Origin of the sequence: Pseudomonas sp. (assembly GCF_035554175.1) — a bacterium.
GTDB lineage: Bacteria > Pseudomonadota > Gammaproteobacteria > Pseudomonadales > Pseudomonadaceae > Aquipseudomonas.
Genome location: NZ_DATMIV010000042.1, coordinates 39082 through 62887 on the forward strand (window position 1 = coordinate 39082; position 23806 = coordinate 62887).

The following is a 23806-nucleotide window of genomic DNA, read 5'->3' on the forward strand; positions in this document are numbered from 1 at the left end:
TACTTCGTGAACAGGTCGGGGCAGCGCGCCCCGACCTGCCCCGTCCACTTTCGTGAAGGAGACCGGCCATGAGCGCTGTCATCGATGACCACGGTCACGCCGACCACGCCCACGGCCCGGCCAAAGGCCTGATGCGCTGGGTGCTGACCACCAACCACAAGGACATCGGCACGCTGTACCTGTGGTTTGCGTTCTGCATGTTCCTGCTCGGTGGCTCGTTCGCCATGGTGATTCGCGCCGAACTGTTCCAGCCCGGTCTGCAAATCGTCCAGCCGGAATTCTTCAACCAGATGACCACCATGCACGGTCTGGTGATGGTCTTCGGCGCGGTGATGCCAGCCTTCGTCGGCCTCGCCAACTGGATGATTCCGTTGATGGTCGGCGCGCCGGACATGGCCCTGCCACGGATGAACAACTTCAGTTTCTGGCTGCTGCCGGCAGCGTTTCTGCTGCTGGTGTCGACCCTGTTCACGCCAGGTGGCGGGCCGAACTTCGGCTGGACCTTTTACGCGCCGCTGTCGACGACCTATGCGCCGGAAAGCGTGACGTTCTTTATCTTTGCCATTCACTTGATGGGCATCAGTTCGATCATGGGCGCGATCAACGTGGTCGCGACCATCCTCAACCTGCGCGCCCCCGGCATGACCCTGATGAAAATGCCGCTGTTCGTCTGGACCTGGTTGATCACCGCATTCCTGCTGATCGCGGTAATGCCGGTACTCGCCGGGTGCGTGACGATGATGTTGATGGACATCCACTTCGGCACCAGTTTCTTCAGCGCCGCCGGCGGTGGTGATCCGGTGCTGTTCCAGCATGTGTTCTGGTTCTTCGGGCATCCCGAGGTGTACATCATGATCCTGCCGGCGTTCGGCGCGGTCAGCCAGATCATCCCGACCTTCGCGCGCAAGCCGCTGTTCGGCTACACCTCGATGGTCTACGCCACGGCGAGCATCGCGTTCCTCTCGTTCATCGTTTGGGCACACCACATGTTCGTCGTCGGCATCCCGCTGGTGGGCGAATTGTTCTTCATGTACGCCACCATGCTGATCGCCGTGCCGACCGGGGTGAAAGTCTTTAACTGGGCCAGCACCATGTGGCAGGGCTCGATGACCTTCGAGACGCCGATGCTGTTTGCCGTGGCCTTCGTCATCCTGTTTTCGATAGGCGGTTTCTCCGGACTGATGCTGGCGATCGCCCCGGCGGACTTCCAGTACCAGGACACTTACTTTGTAGTCGCGCACTTCCACTACGTGCTGGTGCCGGGAGCGATCTTCGGCATCTTTGCCTCGGCCTACTACTGGCTGCCGAAGTGGACCGGGCACATGTACGACGAAACCCTCGGCAAGCTGCATTTCTGGCTGTCGTTCGTCGGCATGAACCTGACCTTTTTCCCGATGCATTTCGTCGGGCTGGCGGGCATGCCACGACGGATTCCGGACTACAACCTGCAGTTCGCCGACTTCAACATGGTCTCGTCGATCGGCGCCTTCATGTTCGGCGCGACGCAGATCTTCTTCCTGTTCATCGTCATCAAGACCATCCGCGGCGGCGCACCGGCTCCGGCCAAACCGTGGGATGGCGCCGAAGGGCTGGAGTGGAGCGTGCCGTCGCCGGCGCCGTATCACACCTTCACCACGCCGCCGGAAGTGAAATGAAACGCTCTTCTGCTAACACACCCCCTGTGGCGAGGGAGCTTGCTCCCGCTTGGGTGCGCAGTGCCCACAAAATCCCGGGGGCTGCTGCGCAACCCAGCGGGAGCAAGCTCCCTCGCCACAAAAGCTTGCTCGCAGTTTCGGGGGAGGCATGAATCATGGCTGACTCGATCTCGCTGAAAAAACTCGTCACCCGCCTGCTGCTGGTGGTAGTGGCGATGTTCGTCTTCGGTTTCGCGCTGGTGCCGATCTACGACGTGATGTGCAAAGCCTTCGGCATCAATGGCAAGACCGGCGGCCAGTACGAGGGCGAGCAAGTCGTCGACACCTCGCGCCAGGTGCGCGTGCAGTTCCTCTCAACCAACACTGCCGACATGCCGTGGGATTTCTACCCCAAGCACGACGAACTGACCGCCAACCCCGGCGCGGTCAACGAAATGGTGTTCATTGCGCGCAATCCCACCGACAAACCGATGAGTGCGCAGGCCGTGCCGAGCATCGCGCCGAGCAACGCCGCGGCGTTTTTCCACAAGACCGAATGCTTTTGTTTTACCCAGCAGGTGCTGCAGCCCGGCGAACAGATCGAGATGCCCGTGCGTTTCATCGTTGACCGCGACATGCCCAAGGAAGTGAAGCATCTGACGCTGTCCTACACGCTGTTCGATATCACCGCCCGACATCCTCCGGTAGCTGTTAACACTGGCGGTTGAGCGTGCCCGATAAGGAGAACAATAAATGGCAACTCATGAGCACTATTACGTCCCGGCCCAGAGCAAATGGCCGATCGTCGCCACGGTCGGGATGTTCGTCACCGTGTACGGCCTCGCCACCTGGTTCAACGATCTGAAGGCAGCGCGCCCGGAATCCCACGGCCCGCTGATCTTTTTCGTCGGCGGCCTGTTGCTGGCGTACATGCTGTTCGGCTGGTTCGGGGCGGTGATCAAGGAAAGTCGCGCCGGGCTGTACAGCCCGCAACTGGACCGCTCGTTCCGCTGGGGCATGAGCTGGTTCATCTTTTCCGAGGTGATGTTCTTCGTCGCCTTCTTCGGCGCGCTGTTCTATATCCGCGTGGTTTCTGCGCCCGGGCTGGCCGGTGAAGGCCCCAAGGGCCTGTCGGAAATGCTCTGGCCGAACTTCGAATATGTCTGGCCTCTGCTCAACAACCCCGATCCTAAACTGTTCCCCCCACCCAAGGACGTCATCAGCCCGTGGGGCCTGCCGCTGCTCAACACGATCCTGCTGGTCAGCTCCAGCGTGACCATCACCATCGCCCACCACGCCCTGAAAAAAGGCCATCGCGGCGCGTTGAAACTGTGGCTGGCGATCACCGTGCTGCTGGGCATTGCGTTCCTGGGATTCCAGGCCGAGGAGTACATCCACGCCTACAAAGAGCTGGGCTTGACCCTCGGCTCGGGCATCTACGGCGCGACGTTCTTCATGCTCACCGGGTTCCACGGTGCCCACGTGACCATCGGCACGATCATCCTGTTCGTGATGCTGATGCGGATCATGAAGGGCCACTTCGACAACGAGCACCAGTTCGGCTTCGAAGCAGCGAGCTGGTATTGGCACTTCGTCGACGTGGTGTGGATCGGTTTGTTCTTCTTCGTTTATGTGCTTTGACCGCAGCTGCAAGTGGCGAGCTGCAAGCTTCAAGTCAAAGCGGGATGGCCTCTAACTTGTAGCTTGCCGCTTGCAGCTACCACGGCACGTGGGACACCAGCTGGCCGCTGTAGAAACCCCAGGCCATCAGGCCGACGGTGCCGACAGCCAGTGCCACCCGAACACTCAGGGCGATGACCAGGCGATTGGAGCTGCTGTCGTCCTTGACCAGGAAAAACAGGCCGCTGAACAGGCTGATCACCGTGGCAATCAGCATCAGCACGATGGCTGCTTTGAACATGGCAAGACTCCGGGGGACAGGCGATGCAATTGAGTATAGCGATCGCGACGACTGACTTTATGGCGCGGCCATGAAGCGCTTTCGTCCGGGCGTGATCCCCACCGTGCTGGTCGCACTGTTGCTGCCGCTGATGGTCGCGCTGGGCTTCTGGCAACTGGGCCGGGGCGCGGAGAAATCCGCGCTGCTGGCCAGTTATGCCGAACGTCGCGTGGCCGAACCGATGGCCAGCAGTGAATTACTCACCAGTGCCGACCCGGCCTGGCGCCGCCTGCACCTGCACGGCCAATTCGACCCTGCCCACACTCTGTTGCTCGACAACCGCCAGCGTGACGGCAAGGTCGGCGTCGAGTTGCTGCAACCGTTTCAGGATCAACGCAGCGGCCTCTGGCTGTTGGTCAACCGCGGCTGGCTGCCATGGCCCGACCGACGCGTGCCGCCGCAATTCACTACACCTGCCGATGCGCTGAGCATCGACGCCTGGGTTTACGTCGCCCCCGGTGCGACGTTCCAGTTGCACGCCGATCCGGTCAGCCATGTCTGGCCGCAAATCATCACCGCCGTCGAACCGGCCAAATTGTGGCAAACCCTGGAGCGCGACGGCTTCGCCTACGAATTGCGCGCCGAACCCGGCCCGGCCAGCTATCAGGCCGATTGGCCAGTGGTCGCGATGGGTCCGGAAAAACACCTCGGCTACGCCGTGCAATGGTTCGCCATGGCCACGGCCCTGCTCGGTCTCTATCTGTATTTGGGCTGGCACAACGCAAAGGAGAAACGCCATGGGAAGCGCCATGAATCCACCCAGCATGTCTGAAGCCAAACCGGCCGCGAGCCGCCGGCGCGGGCGCATTCAATTGCTGCTGATCGTGCTCGGTGTGGTCGGCCCGATGCTGCTCGCCACCGGCATGTACAAATTGCAGTTCTGGGTGCCGGAAGGACGCAGCTATCACGGCGAACTGATCGGCAACGGCCAGACCCGCGCCGACCTCGGTGTACAGGCCGATGAACAGCGCTGGCAAATCCTCGTCACGGCGCCGAAAGACTGCGCGGTGGATTGCCAGCAACTGGTTTATCTGGCGCGGCAGATTCAGATCAGCCTCGGCCGCGAAGCCGGACGCGCCAGCCACGCCCTCGCCGCCGCGCAACCGTTGGACGCCGACTACGCCGCCAGACTCGACCGTGAATACCCGCAGTTGCAACGTTATCCGCTGGATGCCGACGCGTTCGGCAGAATCACCGGCGACAAAGCCGTGCCGCAGCTGTGGATCGTCGACCCGCACGGCAATCTCGTGCTGCGCTACGAGCCGAATGTGAAGGGCAAGGATCTGCTCAACGACCTGCGCCATCTGCTGAAACTGTCGAACATCGGATAAGGGCATCGTCATGGCCAAACCTGGATTTCGCCTCGCGCTGTTTGCCACCCTGCTGGCGCTGATTGTCGTGCTGCTAGGCGCATATACGCGCCTGACCCACGCCGGCCTTGGCTGCCCGGACTGGCCGGGCTGCTACGGGTTTATCAGCGTGCCGAACAGCGAGGCACAACTGGCTCATGCCGAATTGCATTTTCCTGACGCACCGGTGGAGGCGCACAAGGGCTGGAGCGAGATGATCCACCGCTACTTTGCCGGCACGCTGGGTTTGTTGATTTCAGTATTGGCCGGGCGCGCCTGGGTCAATCGGCGCCATCCGGGCCAGCCGGTGAAACTGCCGCTGTTTCTGCTGGCGGTGGTCATTGCCCAGGCGGCGTTCGGCATGTGGACGGTAACGCTCAAGCTCTGGCCGCAAGTAGTCACCGGGCATTTGCTCGGCGGCTTTGCCACGTTGAGTCTGCTGTTTCTGTTGACGCTGAGGTTGTCCGGGGTGCTGCCGGCGCTGACCGTGCCCAGGCGCCTGCAATATTGGGCGACGGCGGGCCTGCTGCTGGTGATCGGTCAGATCGCTTTGGGCGGCTGGGTCAGCTCCAATTACGCGGCGGTGGCCTGCATCGACTTCCCCACCTGCCACGGCCAATGGCTGCCGCCAGCGGACTTCGCCAATGGTTTTCATCTGACCCAGCACATCGGCCCGAATTATCTCGGCGGACAACTGGATAGCGATGCGCGCACGGCGATTCACCTGACCCACCGTATCGGCGCTCTGCTGGTGACGGTCGTGCTGCTGGGTCTGGCCTGGCAGTTGAAAGCGGTGGGCATGACGCGCCTGGCCGGGTTGCTGCTGATCGCCCTCGCCGCGCAGATCACCCTCGGCATCAGCAACGTGCTGTTCCATCTGCCGCTGCCGGTGGCCGTCGCCCATAACGCCGGCGGGGCGACGCTGTTGCTGACCTTGGTGCTGGTCAATTATCACGCGCGCACCAGCCTGCTGCAGGTGACCCAACCGGTGCTGGCGCGCTGGCGCCTCAGTGCGCACAAACCCGCCGTCGCGCCCATCGCATTGAAAGGAGAAACACCATGGCGAGTCTGATCGGCGAGCGCCCGGCGCAAGCGCTGTGGCGCGATTATCTGGAGCTGACCAAACCGAAAGTCGTGGTGCTGATGCTGATCACCTCGCTGGTCGGCATGTTCCTCGCCACCCGCGCCGGGGTGCCGTGGACAGTGCTGGTGTTCGGCAATCTGGGCATTGCCCTGTGTGCAGGCGGCGCGGCGGCGGTCAATCATGTGGTCGACCGGCGCATCGATACGCTGATGGCGCGCACCCACAAACGGCCGCTGGCGCAAGGCCGGGTGTCGCCTGCGGCGGCGCTGACCTTTGCCTTGGTGCTGGCGTTGCTTGGCCAGGCGTTGCTGCTGACCTTCACCAATCAACTGACGGCATGGCTGACCCTCGCCTCGCTGCTCGGTTACGCGGTGATCTACACCGGTTTCCTCAAACGCGCGACGCCACAGAACATCGTCATCGGCGGCCTCGCCGGAGCTGCCCCGCCGCTGCTCGGCTGGACCGCCGCCACCGGTCATGTCAGCGCCGAACCGCTGTTGCTGGTGCTGATCATCTTCGCCTGGACCCCGCCGCACTTCTGGGCACTGGCGATACATCGCAAGGAGGAATATGCCAAGGCCGATATTCCGATGCTGCCGGTGACCCACGGCGAGCACTACACCAAAGTGCATATTCTGCTGTACACCTGTGCGCTGCTCGCGGTCAGCCTGTTGCCGTACGTTATTCACATGAGCGGCGCGCTCTACCTGATCTGCGCGCTCGCCCTGGGCGCGAGGTTTCTGCAATGGGCCGTGGTGCTGTACCGTGGCAGTCGGCCGCACGCGGCGATCAACACCTTCAAGTACTCTATTTATTACTTGTTCCTGTTGTTCATCGCCCTGCTCGTAGACCACTACTTACTGTTGAACCTATGACCCGAACCCAGAAAACCGTCTTCATCCTCGTCGCCGTGATCGCGTTGATCCTCGGGCTTACCGTCAATAAAGTGCTGAGCGGCAAAGGCCAGGGCGACCCCACGGCGCTGATCGATGCCGGCATCATCCTGTTGCCGCAGAGCCGCAACCTGCCGGACGTGACCATGACCGATCAGGACGGCAAACCGGTGGCCATCGACGAATTGAAAGGCAAATGGAGTCTGTTGTTCTTCGGCTACACCTTCTGCCCGGACATCTGCCCGACCACCCTGGCGCAACTGCGACAGATCAAGAGCGAGCTACCGAAAGAGGCTGTGGACAAGTTGCAGATCGTCCTGGTCAGCGTTGACCCGAACCGCGATACGCCCAAGCAATTGAAGCAGTATCTGGGCTACTTCGATCCGCAGTTCGTTGGCCTGACGCCGACATCGATTGAAGAACTGCAGAAAGTCGCCAATGCGGTGAGCATTCCGTTCATCCCGGCCGATACCAGCAAGCCCAATTACACCGTGGATCACAGCGGCAACCTGGCGGTGATCGGCCCGGATGGCACCCAGCGCGGGTTTATCCGGGCACCGTTGAACAATGCCAAGCTGGTTGCGCAGTTGCCGGGGATGCTTGAGCGAAAATAGGATCAACATCAGTTAAATGTGGGAGCGAGCCTGCTCGCGAAGAGGCCAGCACATTCAACATCTGTTTTGACTGACACACCGCATTCGCGAGCAGGCTCGCTCCCACACAGATCATCTTCCAGGCAAAAAAAGGGGCGCATCAGATGCGCCCCTTTTTTCATTGCAGCAACCCGAATCAGAACGCCGGCAACACCGCGCCTTTGTACTTCTCGGTAATGAATTGCTTTACCTCCGGGCTGTGCAGCGCGGTCGCCAGCTTCTTCATCGCATCGCTGTCCTTGTTGTCCGCGCGGGACACGAGGATGTTGACGTATGGCGAGTCGTTACCCTCGATCACCAGTGCATCCTTGGACGGGTCGAGCTTGGCTTCCAGCGCGTAGTTGGTGTTGATCAGCGCCAGGTCGACCTGGGTCAGCACGCGCGGGATGGTCGCGGCTTCCAGCTCACGGAATTTCAGATCCTTGGGGTTTTGCGCGATGTCCTTGATGGTCGACAGGATATTGGTCGGGTCCTTCAAAGTGATCACACCGGCCTTGGCCAGCAGCAACAGCGCACGGCCGCCGTTAGTGGCGTCGTTCGGGATCACCACGTTGGCGCCGCTTGGCAGCTCTTCGATTTTCTTGAGCTTGCTCGAGTAAGCGCCCAGCGGCTCCAGGTGCACGCCGGTCACGGCGACCAGATCAGTACCTTTGGCCTTGTTGAACTCATCCAGATACGGCTGGTGCTGGAAGAAGTTGGCGTCCAGACGCTTTTCAGCGACCTGTACGTTCGGCTGAATGTAGTCGGTGAAGACCTTGACCTTCAGATCCACGCCTTCCTTGGCCAGGGCCGGTTTGACGAACTCGAGGATTTCCGCGTGCGGCACCGGGGTGGCGGCAACGGTGAGGGTTTCGGCGTGAGCCGAGAATGCCGCAACGGCAGCAAAAGCAGCGATCAGTTTTTTCATTCAGCTAACTCCTTTTCAGGGCGCCCGCCAGCGGGTGGCCAACGCCTTTTGACCAGAACCGATTATTTGCGCGAGAAATGCACGACCAGACGGTCGCCAACCATTTGCAGCACCTGCACCAGAATCAACAACAGCACCACGGTGACGATCATGACGTCGGTCTGGAAACGCTGGTAGCCGAAACGGATCGCCAGGTCACCCAGCCCGCCGGCGCCGACCACACCGGCCATCGCCGTGTAGGACACCAGTGTAATCGCCGTCACCGTAATCGCGGCGAAGATGCCCGGACGCGCTTCCGGCAGCAAGGCGTTCAGGATGATCTGCCGCGTCGTCGCGCCCATCGACTGGGTCGCTTCGATGATGCCGCGATCGACTTCACGCAGCGCGGTTTCCACCAGACGCGCGAAGAACGGCGTGGCGCCGACCACCAGTGGCGGGATCGCCCCGGCCACGCCCAGCGAGGTGCCGGTGATCAGCACGGTGAACGGGATCATCACGATCAGCAGAATGATGAATGGCAGCGAGCGCAAAATGTTCACCACCAGTGACAGGATCGCGTAGAGCGCGCGGTTTTCCAGCAACTGCCGCGGGCTGCAGAGAAACAGCAGCACACCCAACGGCAGCCCGAGGAGCACGGTAAACAGCAGCGAACCACCGAGCATCAGCATCGTGTCGCCGGTGGCCAGCCAGATTTCGTACCAGTCGATATTGGCGAAGAAACTCATCAGGTCTGCCATTAGCGCAACACCTCCATGTGAACGTCAGCGGCGGTGAAGCGGGCGAACGCCGCCTCCATGTCACCACCGGTGACGGCGAGGGTCAGTTGCCCGTACGGAATGTCTTTGATGCGATCGATGCGACCGGCGAGGATGCTGTAGTCGACGCCGGTTTCCCGGGCGACGGTGCCCAGCAACGGCGCGTAGGTCGCTTCGCCCTGGAAGGTCAGACGTACGATACGGCCAGGCACATGCGCGAAATCGTCACGCTGCTCGCTCTCGTCGATCTGCTCGCTTTCCTGGACGAAACGCTTGGTGGTCGGGTGCCGCGGATGCAGGAACACATCGGCCACCGGGCCCTGCTCGACGATCACGCCAGCGTCCATCACCGCAACCTGATCGCAAACGCGCCGGATCACGTCCATCTCGTGGGTGATCAGGACGATGGTCAGTTTAAGTTCGCGGTTGATTTCGGCCAGCAGTTGCAGAACCGAAGCGGTGGTCTGCGGGTCGAGGGCACTGGTGGCCTCGTCGCACAGCAGAATTTTCGGTTTGGTCGCCAAGGCACGGGCGATGCCGACGCGCTGCTTTTGTCCGCCGGACAATTGCGCCGGGTATTTCTTCGCGTGGTCGGACAGACCGACCCGCGCCAGCAACTCGGCAACCCGTTGGCTGATTTCACTGCTCGACAACTCACCGGCCAGGGTCAGCGGCAAGGCGACGTTGTCGGCCACGGTCTTGGAGGCGAGCAGGTTGAAGTGCTGGAAGATCATCCCGACCTGCTGGCGGAAACGGCGCAGGCCGTTGGCGTCCAGCGCGGTGACTTCTTCGCCGTCGACGATGATCTTGCCGCCACTGGAATCTTCCAGGCGATTGATCAGACGCAGCAGGGTACTTTTTCCCGCACCGGAATGGCCAATCAGGCCGAACACCTGGCCGTTCTCGATGGCGAGACTGGTCGGGTGCAGCGCGGGAATATCCTTACCGGCGACGCGGTAAGTCTTGTGGACGTTTTGAAACTCGATCACGTAGCGAACCTTGTGGGGCGCGTTGGAAAAGGATCAGCGGTTAGCCGGGCGCGCATTTTAGCCTGTCCGTATAGAGGTTCTTAGCATTTATTTCGCAATTAACCTTCGATTTGGCAATAACGCGATCAAAGGTCATAAAAAAGGAACGGCTAAACCTCTCATCAGTCACTACTAGAGCGACTTGAAACCCTGGGTGCCGTGCCCGGGAATCACTCATGGGCCTTGGAAGGCATCCGGGGCCAAACGAGGAGTTTATGTCTGATGAGCATCAACAAGCCTGCACCTGACAAAAGCGAGATGGCCGGGACCGATACCCAGGATCGCGCCAACACCAACGCCAAGCTGGACAGCCTGGAAGAGTTCCGTTCCGACGCCACTGGTCAGGCCTTGCGCACCAATCAAGGCGTGAAGATCGCGGACAACCAGAACACCCTCAAAGCCGGGCCGCGCGGGCCTTCGCTGCTGGAAGATTTCATCATGCGTGAAAAGATCACGCACTTTGACCACGAACGCATTCCAGAGCGCATCGTCCACGCGCGTGGCACCGGCGCGCATGGCTTCTTTCAGACTTACGAGAATCACGCAGCGCTGACCAAGGCCGGTTTCCTACAGGATCCGGGCAAGAAAACTCCGGTATTCGTACGCTTTTCCACGGTGCAGGGGCCACGCGGCTCCGGTGATACCGTGCGTGACGTGCGCGGCTTTGCGGTGAAGTTCTTCACCGACGAGGGCAACTTCGACCTGGTCGGCAACAACATGCCGGTATTTTTCATTCAGGACGCGATCAAGTTTCCCGACTTCGTGCACGCGGTGAAACCCGAGCCGCACAACGAAATCCCTACCGGCGGTTCGGCTCACGATACCTTTTGGGACTTCGTCTCGCTGGTGCCGGAATCGGCGCACATGGTGATCTGGGCAATGTCCGACCGGGCCATCCCGAAAAGCCTGCGCAGCATGCAGGGCTTCGGCGTGCACACCTTCCGCCTGATCAACGCCGAGGGCAAATCGCGCTTCGTCAAATTCCACTGGCGCCCGACTGCCGGCACTTGCTCGCTGGTGTGGGACGAGGCGCAGAAACTCGCCGGTAAGGATACCGACTACCATCGTCGCGACCTCTGGGAAGCGATCGAGATGGGCGACTATCCGGAATGGGAGCTGGGCGTGCAGATCGTCGAAGAAGAGAACGAACACGATTTCGACTTCGACATCCTGGACCCGACCAAGATCATCCCCGAAGAAATCGTGCCGATCACGCCGCTGGGCAAAATGACCCTGAACCGCAACCCGGACAATTTCTTCGCCGAAACCGAGCAGGTCGCCTTTTGCCCGGGCCATATCGTGCCGGGCATCGACTTCTCCAACGACCCGCTGCTGCAAGGCCGGCTGTTTTCCTACACCGACACGCAAATCAGCCGACTCGGTGGGCCGAACTTTCATGAGCTGCCGATCAATCGCCCGGTAGCGCCGTTCCACAACGGCCAGCGCGATGCGCAACACCGCACCACGATCGACAAGGGCCGCGCCTCTTACGAGCCTAATTCGATCGACGGCGGCTGGCCGAAAGAAGCTCCGCCGGCGCCACAGGACGGTGGTTTCGAGAGTTATCCGGAGCGCATCGACGCAGCGAAGATTCGTCAACGCAGCGAGTCGTTCAGCGACCACTTCTCCCAGGCCCGGCTGTTCTTCAACAGCATGAGCGAACACGAGAAAGAGCACATCATTGCCGCCTACAGCTTTGAACTGGGCAAGGTCGAGCGTGAATTCATTCGCGCCCGTGAAGTAAACGAAATCCTCGCCAACATCGACCTGACGCTGGCCAAACGCGTCGCGGAAAATCTCGGTTTGCCAGCGCCGACCCAAGGCACGGTCGAGGTGCGCAAGACCTCGCTGGAGCGCTCGCCAGCGCTGAGCCAGGCCAATCTGCTGCCGGGCAATATCAAGACGCGCAAAGTGGCGATCCTCGCGGCCAACGGTGTTGACGCTGCGGCTATCGATGCGATGAAGAAAGCCCTGGAAGCGGAAGGTGCCCACGCAAAACTGCTCGGCCCGACTTCGGCGCCGGTAAAAACCGCAGATGGCCAGGCCTTGCCAGTGGATGCATCGATGGAAGGTATGCCATCAATTGCCTTCGATGCGGTGTTTGTGCCGGGTGGCGCGGCGTCGATCACGGCGCTGAGCGGTGACGGTGTGGCGCTGCATTATCTGCTCGAGGCTTATAAGCACCTGAAAGCAATCGCGCTGCACGGTGAAGCGAAGCAACTGCAGGATCTGCTTAAGCTGGACGCGGATGCGGGGTTGTTGCAGGGCACGGATGTTGGCGCGCTGACCCAGCCGTTCTTTGCCGCGATTGGCGAGCATCGGGTCTGGGCGCGGGAGCCTAAGGCCAAGGCGATTCCAGCGTAAAAGTAAAAGATCCCAGCCTCCGCCAGCTCCTACATAGGATCGAGTACATCCTGTAGGAGCTGGCGGAGGCTGCAATCTTTTCAGGGTTTACGTGGACTCAAAACCATCTGCGCCGGCACCGTGCGCAAGATCTGCTTTTCAATCTGCAGGTCAAAACCCGCATCAAGTTTCTTCACACGTTTGCTCAGCAACGTCGCCAGCCACGGATAATCCGCGGTGCGCGGCGCCTGGATGCTGACGGCGCACTCATAATTCACCACATCGGCGGCGATCGCATCGAGCTGTCGCTGCAGCTTGTGAATATCGCCGATGTTCAACGCAACCGTGGTGCTTTCAGCAGTCGGGTCGATGACCCTGGCTTTCGGCCGGGCCTCGGCGGCCAACAGCGCCGCTTCAGCCTTTTCCAGCTCGGCCTTGCGCGCTTCGGTGATCGCACCGTTCACCCCACCGGTCAGCGCTGGCGCCTTGGGCATCAAGGCGCGGGCACGGCTCAATGCGGTGGCGGCAGCGTTCACGTCGCCTTTCTGCAGGACGATCTGGCTGCGACGCAGGTACGCCTCCGCCAGTTGCCGCTGGTATTGCTCAAGGGACTGATCGTTGGGAGATGCGGCCTGCAACGCGGCCAACTGGTCTTCGGCAGTGGCCAGTTCGCTGCTGGCCAGGCTTTGCTCCAGCTGTGCGATGGCCGTAGCCCGCGCATCGGGGACTTCGGCCACCGGCGGCGTGCTTTGGCAGGCGCCCAGTAGCACGGAAAATGCGACAAGGAGCAGATAACGGGAGGCGAACGGCTTCATTCCTGCGACTCTCTAATTGCGCAAAAAGCGAGCAAGTCTACACCCCTCGACGGGGCAGAACAAAACTCAGCAGAAACAGTGCGGCCGCCGTCACAACGATAGACGGCCCCGCCGGGGTGTCCTTGAACCACGACAGCGCCAGCCCGCCGCACACCGCGAGCATGCCCAGCAGGCTTGCGCCGAGGGCCATCTGCTCCGGCGAACGGGCGTGACGCTGTGCCGCAGCTGCGGGAATGATCAATAACGAAGTGATCAGCAGCACACCGACGATTTTCATCGCCACCGCGATCACCACCGCGATCAACAACATCAGCGCCAGGCGCAGACCGGCCACCGGCAGACCCTCGACCCTGGCCAGTTCTTCGTGCACGGTGACCGCCAGCAGCGGCCGCCACAACGTCACCAGCAACACCAGCACCGCTGCGGTGCCGCCAAGAATCCACGCCAGATCGCCCGGACTGATCGCCAGCAGATCGCCAAACAGATAGGCCATCAGGTCGATCCGCACTTCATGCATGAAGCTTAGTACCACCAGGCCGAGAGAGAGCGTGCTCGGCGCAAGAATTCCCAACAGCGTGTCAGACGCCAGTGGCTGGCGCTGTTGCAGAGTCACCAGCAGAACCGCCAGCAACAGGCAGCCGACCGTCACCGCCACGGTGGGGCTGACATCCAGCAGAAAACCCAGCGCCACACCCAGCAGCGCGGCGTGGGACAAGGTGTCGCCGAAATAGGCCATGCGCCGCCACACCACAAATGAGCCGAGCGGCCCGGCCACCAGCGCCAGCGCCAGACCTGCGAGCAGGGCATACAACAGAAAATCAGCCATGCTTGCAGCCGTCTCCATGAACGTGAGGTTGCCCGCCGAGCGGGCCTTTGACCACCGAACCGTGCAGGTCGTGGGCGTGGTCGTGATGGTGGTGATAGATCGCCAGACTCGGCGCGTTCTGGCCGAACAGCTCAACGAATGCCGGGTCACCGCTGACCTGCTCGGGATGCCCGGAACAGCAGACGTGACGGTTGAGGCAGACGACCTGGTCGGTGGTGCTCATCACCAGATGCAAATCGTGGGAGACCATCAGCACGCCGCAACCGTGGCGGTCACGCAGACGGGTGATCAGGCTGTACAGCTCGGCTTGGCCGGCAACGTCGACGCCTTGTACCGGCTCGTCGAGCACCAGCAGTTCCGGTTCACGCAACAAGGCCCGCGCAAGCAGCACACGCTGCATTTCGCCGCCGGAAACGCGTTGCACCGGGCTGTCGATTACGTGTTCGGCACCGACTTCCTTTAACGCGGCCAGCGCACGAGGGCGGTCGACGCCCGGAACCAGGCGCAGAAAGCGCAGCACTGATAACGGCAAGGTCGGATCGACGTGCAGTTTCTGCGGCATATAGCCGACGCGCAGCTTCGGCTTGCGCCAGACACTGCCGCTGTTGGGTTTCAACAGCCCAAGCACGGCGCGCACCAGGGTGGTCTTGCCGGCGCCGTTGGGGCCGATGAGGGTCACGATCTGCCCCGGCTCGACGCTCAGCTCGATGTTGTCCAGCACAGTTTGCGCGCCAATCGTGACGGCGACCTGTTCCAGACGGATCAGCGCGTTGCTCATCAAGCCCCCTGGCAACCGGCGCACAGACCAACCACTTCGACAGTCTGCGCTTCGACGATAAAGCCGACGTCTTTGGCGCTGCTGATGATCGCGTCGCTGATCACTTTTTGTTCAAGCTCGATGGCGGCGTGGCAGTCGCGGCAGATCAGGAACTGGCCCTGATGCGCGTGCTCGGGATGTACGCAGCCGACGAAGGCGTTGAGCGAAGAGATGCGATGAACCAGGCCGTTTTCCAGCAGGAAATCCAGCGCGCGGTACACCGTTGGCGGCGCGGCGCGACGACCATCCTGCTCGCTGAGCACGGCGAGGATGTCGTACGCGCCCAGCGGCTTGTGACTCTGCCAGACCAGTTCCAGCACCCGGCGGCGCAGGGCAGTCAGGCGCAAACCTTTCTGAGCGCACAAGGTATCGGCCTCGGACAGTGCGCTGTGCACGCAATGTGAGTGGTCGTGGGGACGGCTGGCAATCGGTGTAATAGGCATGGGCGGCGACGAGATTTGATAGAGACGTTATTATGTTACCCGTTCTCGCTTCCTTGAGTGGTCATCGTGTCCCGACTTTTTTCTGTTTTTGTGGCTTTTGTTGGCAGTTTTCTGCTGATCGGTACGGCTCAGGCCGAGGTCAAGGTGCTGACCAGTATCAAACCGTTGCAGCTGATTGCCGCTGCCGTGCAGGACGGCGTGGCGATTCCCGAGGTGCTGCTGCCACCGGGCGCATCGCCGCACAATTACGCACTGCGCCCGTCCGACGTACGGAAGGTGCAATCGGTCGATCTGCTCTACTGGATCGGTCCGGATATGGAAAGTTTCCTGCCGCGCGTGCTCAACGGTCGCAGCCTGCCGAGCGTCGCGGTGCAGGATCTGCCGGGGCTCAAACTGCGGCATTTCGCTGAGGACAACCATTCTCACGCCGAAGAAGCCGACGAGCATGATCACGATCACCGTCCCGGCTCGCTGGATGCACACTTGTGGCTGTCACCGGTCAATGCACGGGTAATCGCCGACAAAATGGCCGCCGACCTGAGCGTCGCCGACCCGGCCAATGCCGAGCGCTATCAGCGCAACGCCAAGGCCTTCGATGAGCGTCTGGATGCGCTGGATTCACGCCTGAAGCAGCGTCTGGCCAGTGTTGAAGGCAAGCCCTACTTCGTGTTTCACGAAGCGTTTGATTATTTCGAAGACGCTTACGGTCTGAAGCACGCCGGGGTGTTCGCCGTGGCCGCTGAGGTGCAGCCCGGCGCGCAACATGTCGCGGCAATGCGCCAGCGTTTGCAGGAAGTGGGCAAGACCTGTGTGTTCAGCGAACCGCCGTTGCGTCCGCGTCTGGCAGAAACCCTGGTCGCTGGCCTGCCGGTAAAACTGGCTGAGCTGGATGCGCTGGGTGGTTATACGCCGGCGACGGCTCAGGGTTATGAGCAAGTGCTGGAAAAGCTGGGCAATGATCTGGCCGGGTGTCTGGAATCTCTGTAGCCCCATAGAAAAAGATCGCAGCCTTCGGCAGCTCCTACAGGATATACGTCAATCCCATGTAGGAGCTGCCGAAGGCTGCGATCTTTTGATCTTAAAGGGCAAAAGGCAACGGCGTGCTGACCTTCTGCCGCTGCGCCAGACGCTGCTCGAACTCCTGCGGATCGTGAATCAACACATCCTGCCCGGCAAACTGCTCTGCGGCGATCAAGCGTGACAGCCAGAACCGCACACACGCTACGCGCAGCATCGTCGGCCACAATTCGGATTCCGCCGCAGTGAACGGTCGCAGCGCCGCGTAGGCCCCGAGAAATGCCCGGGCACGCGGGCCATCGATCACACCGTGCTCATCCGAACACCAGTCATTCAAGGCGATTGCGACGTCATACAGCATCGGCCCCGAGCAGGCGTTGTAGAAGTCGATCAGCCCGGTAAGGTGGGTGCCCTCGAACATGGCGTTGTCACGAAACAGATCGGCGTGAATGTTCGCCCGCGGCAGCGCAAGGATCCTGTCCTTCTGCGCGGTGATTTCGTCCAGGGCCTTTTGCAGCAAGGCCTGCGGCTCGTGGCTCAGGTGGGACAACAATTCGCCGCCCTCTTCCAGCATCCAGTCCAGGCCGCGATCGGTCTTGCGCTTGATCATGCACTCGCCCTGGGTCGCCAGATGCAGATGTGCCTGCAATTCGCCAACCTGGGCGCAATGCTGGGCATTGGCTACCTTGATGTGCTTGCCCGACAGGCGCGGTTGCAGCAGTGCTGGCTTGCCTTTGAGTTCCCGCAATGCCACGCCGTCGGTGGTGCGCAGGGCATACGGCACCGGCAGGTCGGCTTCGTGCAGCACATCCAGCAGGTCGATGAAAAAAGGCATTTCCTGCACCGGGCCGCGCTCGACCAGGGTCAGGACGAACTCACCCTGCTCCAGGCTGATGAAGAAATTGGTGTTTTCGCTGCCGGCGGCGATCCCCTGGAAATCAAGCAGGCGGCCAAGCCCGTAAGGGGCGAGAAAGGTTTCCAGCTCGGGCCGAGCCAGGGGAGTGAACACAGACATGTCTTGACTGCCAGTACGGGCACCGCAATGGCGGCGCCGGGTGAATTAAAAACTTACTTCCATTCGAAAATCTTCCATGACGGAATCAGCATATCCGGCTGATCCGAGCGGATGAAGTTGGCATCCGTCCCGTCCGCGCGCACCAGAAAGTACGGCGGCGCGCCCTTAGGCGTGACTTTGATCGCATACAGGAAACCGTTCTGGCGGTACTCCTGAATGGTTTTGTCGCCCTCCGTGCGGATGGTCACCTCAGGTTCGCCACCCGGCGCATCATCCGCCGCCATCGCGGCCAGTGGTGAGACAGCGATCAAACCGACCAGCAGCAAGCGATTTAACGTACGCATGATAACCTTGTCCCTTTGTCGTCAACGGTCCCGCTATTCTAGCCCCGGACCCGCCGAAAAGGTTGATCCTGCTCATGAGCCAAGCCCCCCTCGTCCTGGTGGACGGTTCGTCTTACCTGTACCGCGCCTTTCATGCGCTGCCACCACTGACCACGTCCAAAGGCCTGCCGACCGGTGCGGTCAAAGGCGTGCTGAACATGCTCAAGAGTCTGCGCAAGCAGTACCCGGACAGCCCGTTTGCCGTGGTATTCGACGCCAAGGGCGGGACATTTCGCGATGAGATGTACGCCGAATACAAAGCCAATCGCCCAAGCATGCCCGATGACATGCGCGTGCAGATCGAGCCGCTGCACCAGAGCGTGATCGCCCTCGGCTTTCCGCTGCTGTGCGTGGACGGCGTGGAGGCCGACGACGTGATCGGCACCCTCGCCCGCAGCAGCGCCGCAGCCGACCGCCCGGTAATCATCTCTACCGGCGACAAGGACATGGCGCAACTGGTCGACGGCCACATTACCTTGGTCAATACCATGTCCGGTAGCTCGATGGATGTGGAAGGCGTGAAGGAGAAATTTGGCGTCGCACCGGAGCAGATCATCGATTATCTGGCGCTGATGGGCGATTCCTCCGACAACATTCCGGGCGTGCCGGGCATTGGCCCGAAGACTGCGTCCGGCCTGCTGGTCGGCGTCAACGGCGGTCTGACCGAGCTGTACGCCAACCTCGACCTCGTGCCAACCCTGCCGATTCGTGGCGCGAAAGCTCTGCCGGCCAAGCTCGAAGAGCACAAGGAGATGGCCTTCCTCTCCTATCAACTGGCAACCATCAAAATCGACGTGCCGCTGGATATCGGTCTCGATGAGCTGCAGATGCGCCCGGAAGATCCGGCCAAGCTCTATGAGCTGTACACCCTGCTGGAATTCAAGAGCTGGCTGAACGACCTTGATCGCGACGCCAAGCGTCTGGAGCTGAGCGCGGCCGCCGAACCTGCGCCCGCTCATGATCTGTTCAGCGCGCCACAAGACGAGGCACCTGCGACCCCTGCTGAAGCCGCGTACGAAACCATCCTCGATCAGGCACGCTTCGACCTCTGGCTGGAAAAACTGCGCAACGCCAGCCTGATCGCCTTCGACACCGAAACCACCGGCATCGACGCGCAGCAGGCGCAACTGGTCGGTCTGTCGTTCGCCGTGCAGGCCAATGAAGCCGCGTACATTCCGCTGACCCACTCCTACATCGGCGTGCCGGAGCAACTGGATCGCGATACCGTGCTGCGCGCGCTCAAACCGATTCTGGAAGACCCGAGCAAGCTCAAGGTCGGCCAGCACGCCAAGTTCGACATGAACATCCTCGCCAACTGCGCCATCGGTGGTGATCAGAACGACGGCATTACGGTGCGCGGCATTGCCTTCGACACCATGCTTGAGTCCTACGTACTCAACTCCACCGCGACCCGTCACGACATGGACAGCCTCGCGCAGAAGTATCTGGATCACACCACGGTGAGCTTCCAGGACATCGCCGGCAAAGGTGCCAAACAGCTGACCTTCGACCAGATCGCGCTGGAGCAGGCCGGGCCGTATGCCGCCGAAGACGCTGACATCACCCTGCGTCTGCATCAGACCCTGTTCGAAAAACTCAGCGCGATTCCGAGCCTGGCCAGCGTACTCACCGACATCGAGATACCACTGGTGCCAGTGCTGGCGCGCATCGAGCGCCAGGGTGCATTCGTCGATGCCGAACTGCTTGGCATCCAGAGCATCGAGCTGGGCAACAAGATGGTCGCGCTGGAGCGCGAAGCTTTCGAGATTGCCGGAGAAGAATTCAACCTCGGCTCACCGAAGCAACTGGGCGTGATCCTCTACGAAAAACTTGGCTTGCCGGTGCTGAAGAAAACCGCCAAAGGCCAGCCGTCCACCGCAGAAGAAGTGCTGGCGAAACTCGCCGAAGACGAACATCGCTTGCCCAAGGTGCTGATGGAGCACCGCTCGATGAGCAAGCTGAAAAGCACTTACACCGATCGCCTGCCGGAGCAGATCAACCCGCGCACCGGGCGCATCCATACTTCGTATCACCAAGCGGTGGCATCGACCGGGCGCTTGTCCTCCAGCGATCCGAACCTGCAGAACATTCCGGTGCGTACCGCCGAAGGCCGGCGCATTCGTCAGGCCTTCGTCGCGCCGAAAGGCTACAAACTGCTGGCAGCGGACTACTCGCAGATCGAATTGCGGATCATGGCGCACCTGTCTCGCGATGAAGGGCTGATGAACGCGTTCCGCAACAACCTCGATGTGCACACCGCGACCGCTGCCGAGGTGTTCAAGGTCGAGCTCAACGAGGTGACGTCTGACCAGCGCCGCAGCGCCAAGGCGATCAACTTCGGTTTGATCTACGGCATGGGCGCGCAAAAGCTCGGCAAGGATATCGGCGTCGACACCAAGACCGCCAAGGCCTACATCGACACCTACTTCGCCCGTTACCCGGGCGTTCGCGAATACATGGATCGCACCCGGGCGCAGGCAGCGGATCAGGGTTATGTCGAAACCTTCTTCGGTCGTCGTCTGTACCTGCCCGAAATCAACTCGAACAAGCCGCAGGAACGCGCCGCCGCCGAGCGCACCGCGATCAACGCGCCGATGCAGGGCACGGCGGCGGATATCATCAAGAAAGCCATGGTCGCAGTAGACAATTGGCTGGCGACGTCAGGGCTCGATGCCCGGGTCATCCTGCAGGTACACGATGAATTGGTGCTGGAAGTTCGCGAGGTTCTGGTCGAGCAGGTAAGTGCAGAGATCCGTGTGCACATGAGCGAAGCGGCGAAACTCGACGTGCCGCTGCTGGTGGAGGTCGGAGTGGGCAATAACTGGGATGAGGCGCACTAAGACATTGAGCTGACTTCTGCCGCGGCGAACCGCCGCGGCAACGCTTGAAATCGGCTTAGATCGAAAAACGCTTGAGATTATTCCAAAGCTTTTTGAAAAAAATCTGAACTAATCTGGCGGCTGGACACTCAGAGGTACTGAATGGCTGGTGAAGCCCTTCGATGCTCCTATGTTGTGTTAAGTGTTGGCAGATATCTGAACCCCGCCCTAGCGGTTCGGAACTTAAACCCCGGAACTTCTCCCTCCCCAATGAAGTCCGGGGCTTTTTTTGCCCCAAAACTGGCTGTGATGCCGTCATGCTGCGTTAAAAGCACCGCTAAAAATGCTCATTTAGGTACCCTAAACTCCGCTTTTTAGCGGTGCTTTCGCCTTGCCTGACAGCACCACAGTCAGTTTTGAAATTGTCTTACTCGGCTGCCGGTTCGGCGCCTTTGTCTGCGAGTTCCATCCAGTCGGCCAGTACGGTGTAGGCCTCTTCAAGGCCCATGCGTTTTGGCGCGGAGAACAGTTGGATGGTGATCGAGTCGCCCCAGCCCTTGCGAATTTCCGATTGGACTTTCAGCAGCGTGTTCTTGGCAGCGCCGTAGGTGAGCTTGTCGGCTTTGGTCAGCAGGATGTGCATCGGCATGCCGGCGGCAACGGCCCAGTCGAGCATCAGCAGGTCGAAGTCGGTCATCGGATGGCGGATGTCCATCATCAGAATCAGACCCTTCAAACTTTCCCGGCCACCGAGGTACGCCTCGAGGTGGCGCTGCCAGTGTTGCTTGAGCGGGATCGGTACTTTTGCATAACCGTAGCCCGGCAGGTCGACCAGACGGCGATCATCGTCTAGCTTGAAGAAGTTCAACAGCTGTGTGCGACCCGGAGTTTTCGAGGTGCGCGCGAGGCTGGCGTGGGTCAGGGTGTTCAGCGCGCTGGATTTGCCGGCGTTGGAACGCCCGGCAAACGCCACTTCGAAGCCTTCGTCGTCAGGGCATTGATCGACCTTGGCGGCACTGAGCATGAACGTGGACTGTTGGCACAGGCCGAGGATGGGATTCTTGAGTTGCATGGGATTTCCGATGTGGGCGGCGCCGGGAATGGGCGCGGAACGCGGTGTCGCTTCCGTTTCAGTGACGCCAGTATATAATGCCGCAGATTTTGTGTGTGCTTTGTCCCAGCGAAGGATGAAGTTCACGAGAGCACCAGACTTTGATTGCGCATTAGAACGCAGAACGCTCTCAACCCTGAAAAGGTCGTTTTATGACGAAATGGCTGCTGGCTGCCGGAGTCTTGATGCCGCTTTACAGCGCACAGGCTACACAGGATCCGGAAGCCGTGTACAACCGTGTTTGTGGTGCCTGTCATTCCGGCCAGCTCCCCATGGCGCCCGCCAGAGGTGATCAGCAAGCCTGGACGCCGAGGCTGGCGAAAGGGATGGAGACGCTGGTGCAACACGTGACCCAGGGTTTCAAGGCGATGCCGCCGCGTGGTTTGTGCATGGACTGCAGTGCCGAGGATTACCAGGCCATCATCCTGTGGATGAGCGAGAGTAAGCCCGGTTCATAACTTAACCCTTAGCCGTAGTTGGATTAGCTGATGAACAAATTGATCGTGAGTCTGCTGTTAACCGTGGGAATTTCAGGCATCGCCCATGCTGCCGGCGATGCCGCAGCAGGTCAGGCGAAAGCCGCCGTTTGCGGGGCCTGCCATGGCCCGGAGGGCAACAGCATGGCGCCAAATTTTCCGAAACTGGCGGGTCAGGGTGAACGCTACCTGAACAAGCAATTGCACGACATCAAGTCGGGCAAACGCGTTGTTCTGGAAATGACCGGCCTGCTGACCAACCTGAATGATCAGGATCTGGCCGATATTTCCGCGTATTTTGCCAGCCAGAAAGGTAGCGTCGGCGCCGCCGATCCGAAGATCGTCGCACGCGGTGAAGCCCTGTTCCGTGGCGGCAACCTGGAAAAAGGCCTGCCGGCCTGCACCGGCTGCCATTCACCGAACGGCGCCGGCAATGCGCCGGCCGGCTTCCCGCACCTCGGTGGCCAGCACGCTCAATACATCGCCAAGCAACTGACCGATTTCCGCAAGGAAGAGGCCGGACGCAACAACGACGGCGATGCGATGACCATGCGCACCATCGCGCGCAAGCTGAGCGACGAAGACATCGCCGCGGTCTCCAGCTACATCCAGGGCCTGCACTGAGGCCATGGTCCGAGCGTTGAGCGAGGCGCGCAACGCCTGCCACGTTAACGCTCGATTAATCCTTCGCAGCAAGTATAAAAAGGGTGGCTTTGGCCGCCCTTTTTTGTGGCCGCTGCCGTTACACTACAGCACTCATGCCCGCCAGGATCTGTGTCGAAACAGGTCGAGCGAGGCGACCCAATTTGTCCAGGAGTAAAGCATGCGTAATCTGATCATCAGCGCCGCCCTCGTCGCTGCCAGCCTGTTCGGCGTTACCGCTCAGGCCGCTGAAACCCCTGCCGCCCCTTATGTCGAACTGGCCAACCCGGTCCCGGTTGCCGTGCCTGGCAAGATCGAAGTGGTCGAGCTGTTCTGGTACGGCTGCCCGCATTGCTACGCGTTTGAGCCGGTGATCAATCCATGGGTTGAAAAACTGCCTTCCGACGTCAACTTCGTGCGCATTCCCGCCATGTTCGGCGGCCCATGGGACGCTCACGGCCAGATGTTCCTGACCCTCGAAGCCATGGGCGTCGAGCATAAGGTTCACGCAGCGGTGTTCAACGCGATCCAGAAAGAACACAAGAAACTGACCGACAAGAACGACATGGCTGACTTCCTCGCCACCCAGGGCGTGGACAAGGACAAGTTCCTCGCCACCTTTGACTCGTTTGCGATCAAAGGTCAGATCGTCAAGGCCCGCGAGCTGGCCAAGAAGTACGAAATCACTGGCGTGCCAACCATGATCGTCAACGGTAAATACCGTTTCGACATCGGTTCCGCCGGCGGTGCGGAACAGGCGCTGAAACTGGCTGACCAACTGGTTGCCAAAGAGCGAGCGGCAACCAAGGCGGCTGCCAACTAAGCGCGGCACTCGC

Annotated in this window: 25 protein-coding genes; 14 read left to right on the forward strand and 11 right to left on the reverse strand. The window is 60.8% G+C overall.

Annotated features, from left to right (window positions below; all coding sequences use genetic code 11):
• Window positions 1–68: 68 nt before the first annotated feature.
• The 3 genes from ctaD to VNV36_RS18715 all read left to right on the forward strand — a co-directional run bounded on the left by ctaD (window position 69) and on the right by VNV36_RS18715 (window position 3275).
• Window positions 69–1655: a cytochrome c oxidase subunit I gene (gene ctaD / locus VNV36_RS18705; protein ID WP_016772327.1), complete on the forward strand. Its 1587-nt coding sequence runs from the start codon at window positions 69–71 to the stop codon at window positions 1653–1655.
• A gap of 155 nt (window positions 1656–1810) precedes the next feature.
• Window positions 1811–2362: a cytochrome c oxidase assembly protein gene (locus VNV36_RS18710; RefSeq protein WP_039757111.1), complete on the forward strand. Its 552-nt coding sequence runs from the start codon at window positions 1811–1813 to the stop codon at window positions 2360–2362.
• A 25-nt stretch (window positions 2363–2387) separates the two neighbouring features.
• A complete protein-coding gene (locus VNV36_RS18715; RefSeq protein ID WP_325719299.1) occupies window positions 2388–3275 on the forward strand; it encodes a cytochrome c oxidase subunit 3 in 888 nt (295 codons plus the stop codon).
• 76 nt (window positions 3276–3351) lie between these two features.
• Here VNV36_RS18715 and VNV36_RS18720 read toward each other — a convergent pair whose 3' ends face one another.
• A complete protein-coding gene (locus VNV36_RS18720) occupies window positions 3352–3555 on the reverse strand; it encodes a twin transmembrane helix small protein (RefSeq protein WP_325719301.1) in 204 nt (67 codons plus the stop codon).
• Between the two features lie 70 nt (window positions 3556–3625).
• On the opposite strand from VNV36_RS18720, the gene VNV36_RS18725 reads away from it, so the two are divergent.
• From VNV36_RS18725 to VNV36_RS18745, 5 genes are read left to right on the forward strand one after another with little or no spacing between them, the layout of a single operon-like run.
• The gene (locus VNV36_RS18725) at window positions 3626–4366 is read left to right on the forward strand and encodes an SURF1 family protein (protein ID WP_325719303.1); all 741 of its coding nucleotides are present in this window, start codon (window positions 3626–3628) and stop codon (window positions 4364–4366) included.
• Window positions 4332–4925 carry a PA_0111/PP_0108 family redox-active disulfide protein gene (locus tag VNV36_RS18730; protein ID WP_325719305.1) on the forward strand — a complete coding sequence of 198 codons (594 nt, stop codon included), beginning with the start codon at window positions 4332–4334 and terminating at the stop codon, window positions 4923–4925. The genes VNV36_RS18725 and VNV36_RS18730 overlap by 35 nt, the downstream gene beginning before the upstream one ends.
• A gap of 10 nt (window positions 4926–4935) precedes the next feature.
• Entirely contained in the window at window positions 4936–6015 is a 1080-nt protein-coding gene (locus VNV36_RS18735; protein ID WP_325719307.1) for a COX15/CtaA family protein, read from the forward strand.
• Window positions 6003–6902: a heme o synthase gene (gene cyoE / locus VNV36_RS18740; RefSeq protein ID WP_325719309.1), complete on the forward strand. Its 900-nt coding sequence runs from the start codon at window positions 6003–6005 to the stop codon at window positions 6900–6902. The genes VNV36_RS18735 and cyoE overlap by 13 nt, the downstream gene beginning before the upstream one ends.
• On the forward strand, window positions 6899–7534 hold the full coding sequence (locus VNV36_RS18745; protein WP_325719311.1) for an SCO family protein: 636 nt from the start codon (window positions 6899–6901) through the stop codon (window positions 7532–7534). The genes cyoE and VNV36_RS18745 overlap by 4 nt, the downstream gene beginning before the upstream one ends.
• A gap of 175 nt (window positions 7535–7709) precedes the next feature.
• Here the strand turns inward: VNV36_RS18745 and VNV36_RS18750 are convergent, their stop codons facing one another.
• The 3 genes from VNV36_RS18750 to VNV36_RS18760 all read right to left on the reverse strand — a co-directional run bounded on the left by VNV36_RS18750 (window position 7710) and on the right by VNV36_RS18760 (window position 10224).
• Window positions 7710–8480: a MetQ/NlpA family ABC transporter substrate-binding protein gene (locus tag VNV36_RS18750; RefSeq protein WP_325719313.1), complete on the reverse strand. Its 771-nt coding sequence runs from the start codon at window positions 8478–8480 to the stop codon at window positions 7710–7712.
• Between the two features lie 62 nt (window positions 8481–8542).
• A complete protein-coding gene (locus tag VNV36_RS18755; protein ID WP_325719315.1) occupies window positions 8543–9217 on the reverse strand; it encodes a methionine ABC transporter permease in 675 nt (224 codons plus the stop codon).
• Window positions 9217–10224: a methionine ABC transporter ATP-binding protein gene (locus VNV36_RS18760; protein ID WP_325719317.1), complete on the reverse strand. Its 1008-nt coding sequence runs from the start codon at window positions 10222–10224 to the stop codon at window positions 9217–9219. The genes VNV36_RS18755 and VNV36_RS18760 overlap by 1 nt, the downstream gene beginning before the upstream one ends.
• Window positions 10225–10485: 261 nt before the next feature.
• Here VNV36_RS18760 and katE point away from each other — a divergent pair, with 261 nt between their 5' ends.
• Complete coding sequence (gene katE, locus VNV36_RS18765) at window positions 10486–12627, forward strand: catalase HPII (protein ID WP_325719319.1); 2142 nt, start codon at window positions 10486–10488, stop codon at window positions 12625–12627.
• Window positions 12628–12707: 80 nt separating this feature from the next.
• Here the strand turns inward: katE and VNV36_RS18770 are convergent, their stop codons facing one another.
• The 4 genes from VNV36_RS18770 to VNV36_RS18785 are packed head-to-tail and all read right to left on the reverse strand — an operon-like array spanning window position 12708 to window position 15507.
• Complete coding sequence (locus VNV36_RS18770) at window positions 12708–13421, reverse strand: PA5502 family lipoprotein (RefSeq protein WP_325719321.1); 714 nt, start codon at window positions 13419–13421, stop codon at window positions 12708–12710.
• 37 nt (window positions 13422–13458) lie between these two features.
• Window positions 13459–14247, reverse strand: a complete 789-nt coding sequence (znuB, locus tag VNV36_RS18775; RefSeq protein ID WP_325719323.1) for a zinc ABC transporter permease subunit ZnuB — start codon at window positions 14245–14247, stop codon at window positions 13459–13461.
• The gene (gene znuC / locus VNV36_RS18780) at window positions 14240–15025 is read right to left on the reverse strand and encodes a zinc ABC transporter ATP-binding protein ZnuC (protein WP_325719325.1); all 786 of its coding nucleotides are present in this window, start codon (window positions 15023–15025) and stop codon (window positions 14240–14242) included. The genes znuB and znuC overlap by 8 nt, the downstream gene beginning before the upstream one ends.
• On the reverse strand, window positions 15025–15507 hold the full coding sequence (locus VNV36_RS18785) for a Fur family transcriptional regulator (protein ID WP_042608298.1): 483 nt from the start codon (window positions 15505–15507) through the stop codon (window positions 15025–15027). The genes znuC and VNV36_RS18785 overlap by 1 nt, the downstream gene beginning before the upstream one ends.
• Before the next feature lie 57 nt (window positions 15508–15564).
• Between VNV36_RS18785 and VNV36_RS18790 the strand changes: the two genes are divergently transcribed.
• Window positions 15565–16494: a zinc ABC transporter substrate-binding protein gene (locus VNV36_RS18790; RefSeq protein ID WP_325719328.1), complete on the forward strand. Its 930-nt coding sequence runs from the start codon at window positions 15565–15567 to the stop codon at window positions 16492–16494.
• A 91-nt stretch (window positions 16495–16585) separates the two neighbouring features.
• Here the strand turns inward: VNV36_RS18790 and VNV36_RS18795 are convergent, their stop codons facing one another.
• Both VNV36_RS18795 and VNV36_RS18800 read right to left on the reverse strand, forming a co-directional pair.
• Window positions 16586–17539, reverse strand: coding sequence for a homoserine kinase (locus VNV36_RS18795; protein WP_325719330.1), 954 nt, complete (start codon window positions 17537–17539; stop codon window positions 16586–16588).
• Between the two features lie 53 nt (window positions 17540–17592).
• Window positions 17593–17883 (reverse strand): DUF2782 domain-containing protein, encoded by a 291-nt coding sequence (locus tag VNV36_RS18800; RefSeq protein WP_325719332.1) that lies wholly within the window; start codon window positions 17881–17883, stop codon window positions 17593–17595.
• 74 nt (window positions 17884–17957) lie between these two features.
• Between VNV36_RS18800 and polA the strand changes: the two genes are divergently transcribed.
• Window positions 17958–20762 carry a DNA polymerase I gene (gene polA, locus VNV36_RS18805; protein ID WP_325719334.1) on the forward strand — a complete coding sequence of 935 codons (2805 nt, stop codon included), beginning with the start codon at window positions 17958–17960 and terminating at the stop codon, window positions 20760–20762.
• 406 nt (window positions 20763–21168) lie between these two features.
• Here polA and yihA read toward each other — a convergent pair whose 3' ends face one another.
• Window positions 21169–21813, reverse strand: a complete 645-nt coding sequence (gene yihA / locus VNV36_RS18810) for a ribosome biogenesis GTP-binding protein YihA/YsxC (RefSeq protein ID WP_325719337.1) — start codon at window positions 21811–21813, stop codon at window positions 21169–21171.
• A 191-nt stretch (window positions 21814–22004) separates the two neighbouring features.
• Here yihA and VNV36_RS18815 point away from each other — a divergent pair, with 191 nt between their 5' ends.
• From VNV36_RS18815 to VNV36_RS18825, 3 genes are all read left to right on the forward strand, one after another.
• Window positions 22005–22310 carry a c-type cytochrome gene (locus tag VNV36_RS18815; RefSeq protein WP_325719339.1) on the forward strand — a complete coding sequence of 102 codons (306 nt, stop codon included), beginning with the start codon at window positions 22005–22007 and terminating at the stop codon, window positions 22308–22310.
• A gap of 30 nt (window positions 22311–22340) precedes the next feature.
• Window positions 22341–22952, forward strand: a complete 612-nt coding sequence (locus VNV36_RS18820; RefSeq protein WP_325719341.1) for a c-type cytochrome — start codon at window positions 22341–22343, stop codon at window positions 22950–22952.
• Between the two features lie 199 nt (window positions 22953–23151).
• Window positions 23152–23793 (forward strand): thiol:disulfide interchange protein DsbA/DsbL, encoded by a 642-nt coding sequence (locus tag VNV36_RS18825; RefSeq protein ID WP_325719343.1) that lies wholly within the window; start codon window positions 23152–23154, stop codon window positions 23791–23793.
• The last annotated feature ends 13 nt before the right edge of the window (window positions 23794–23806 follow it).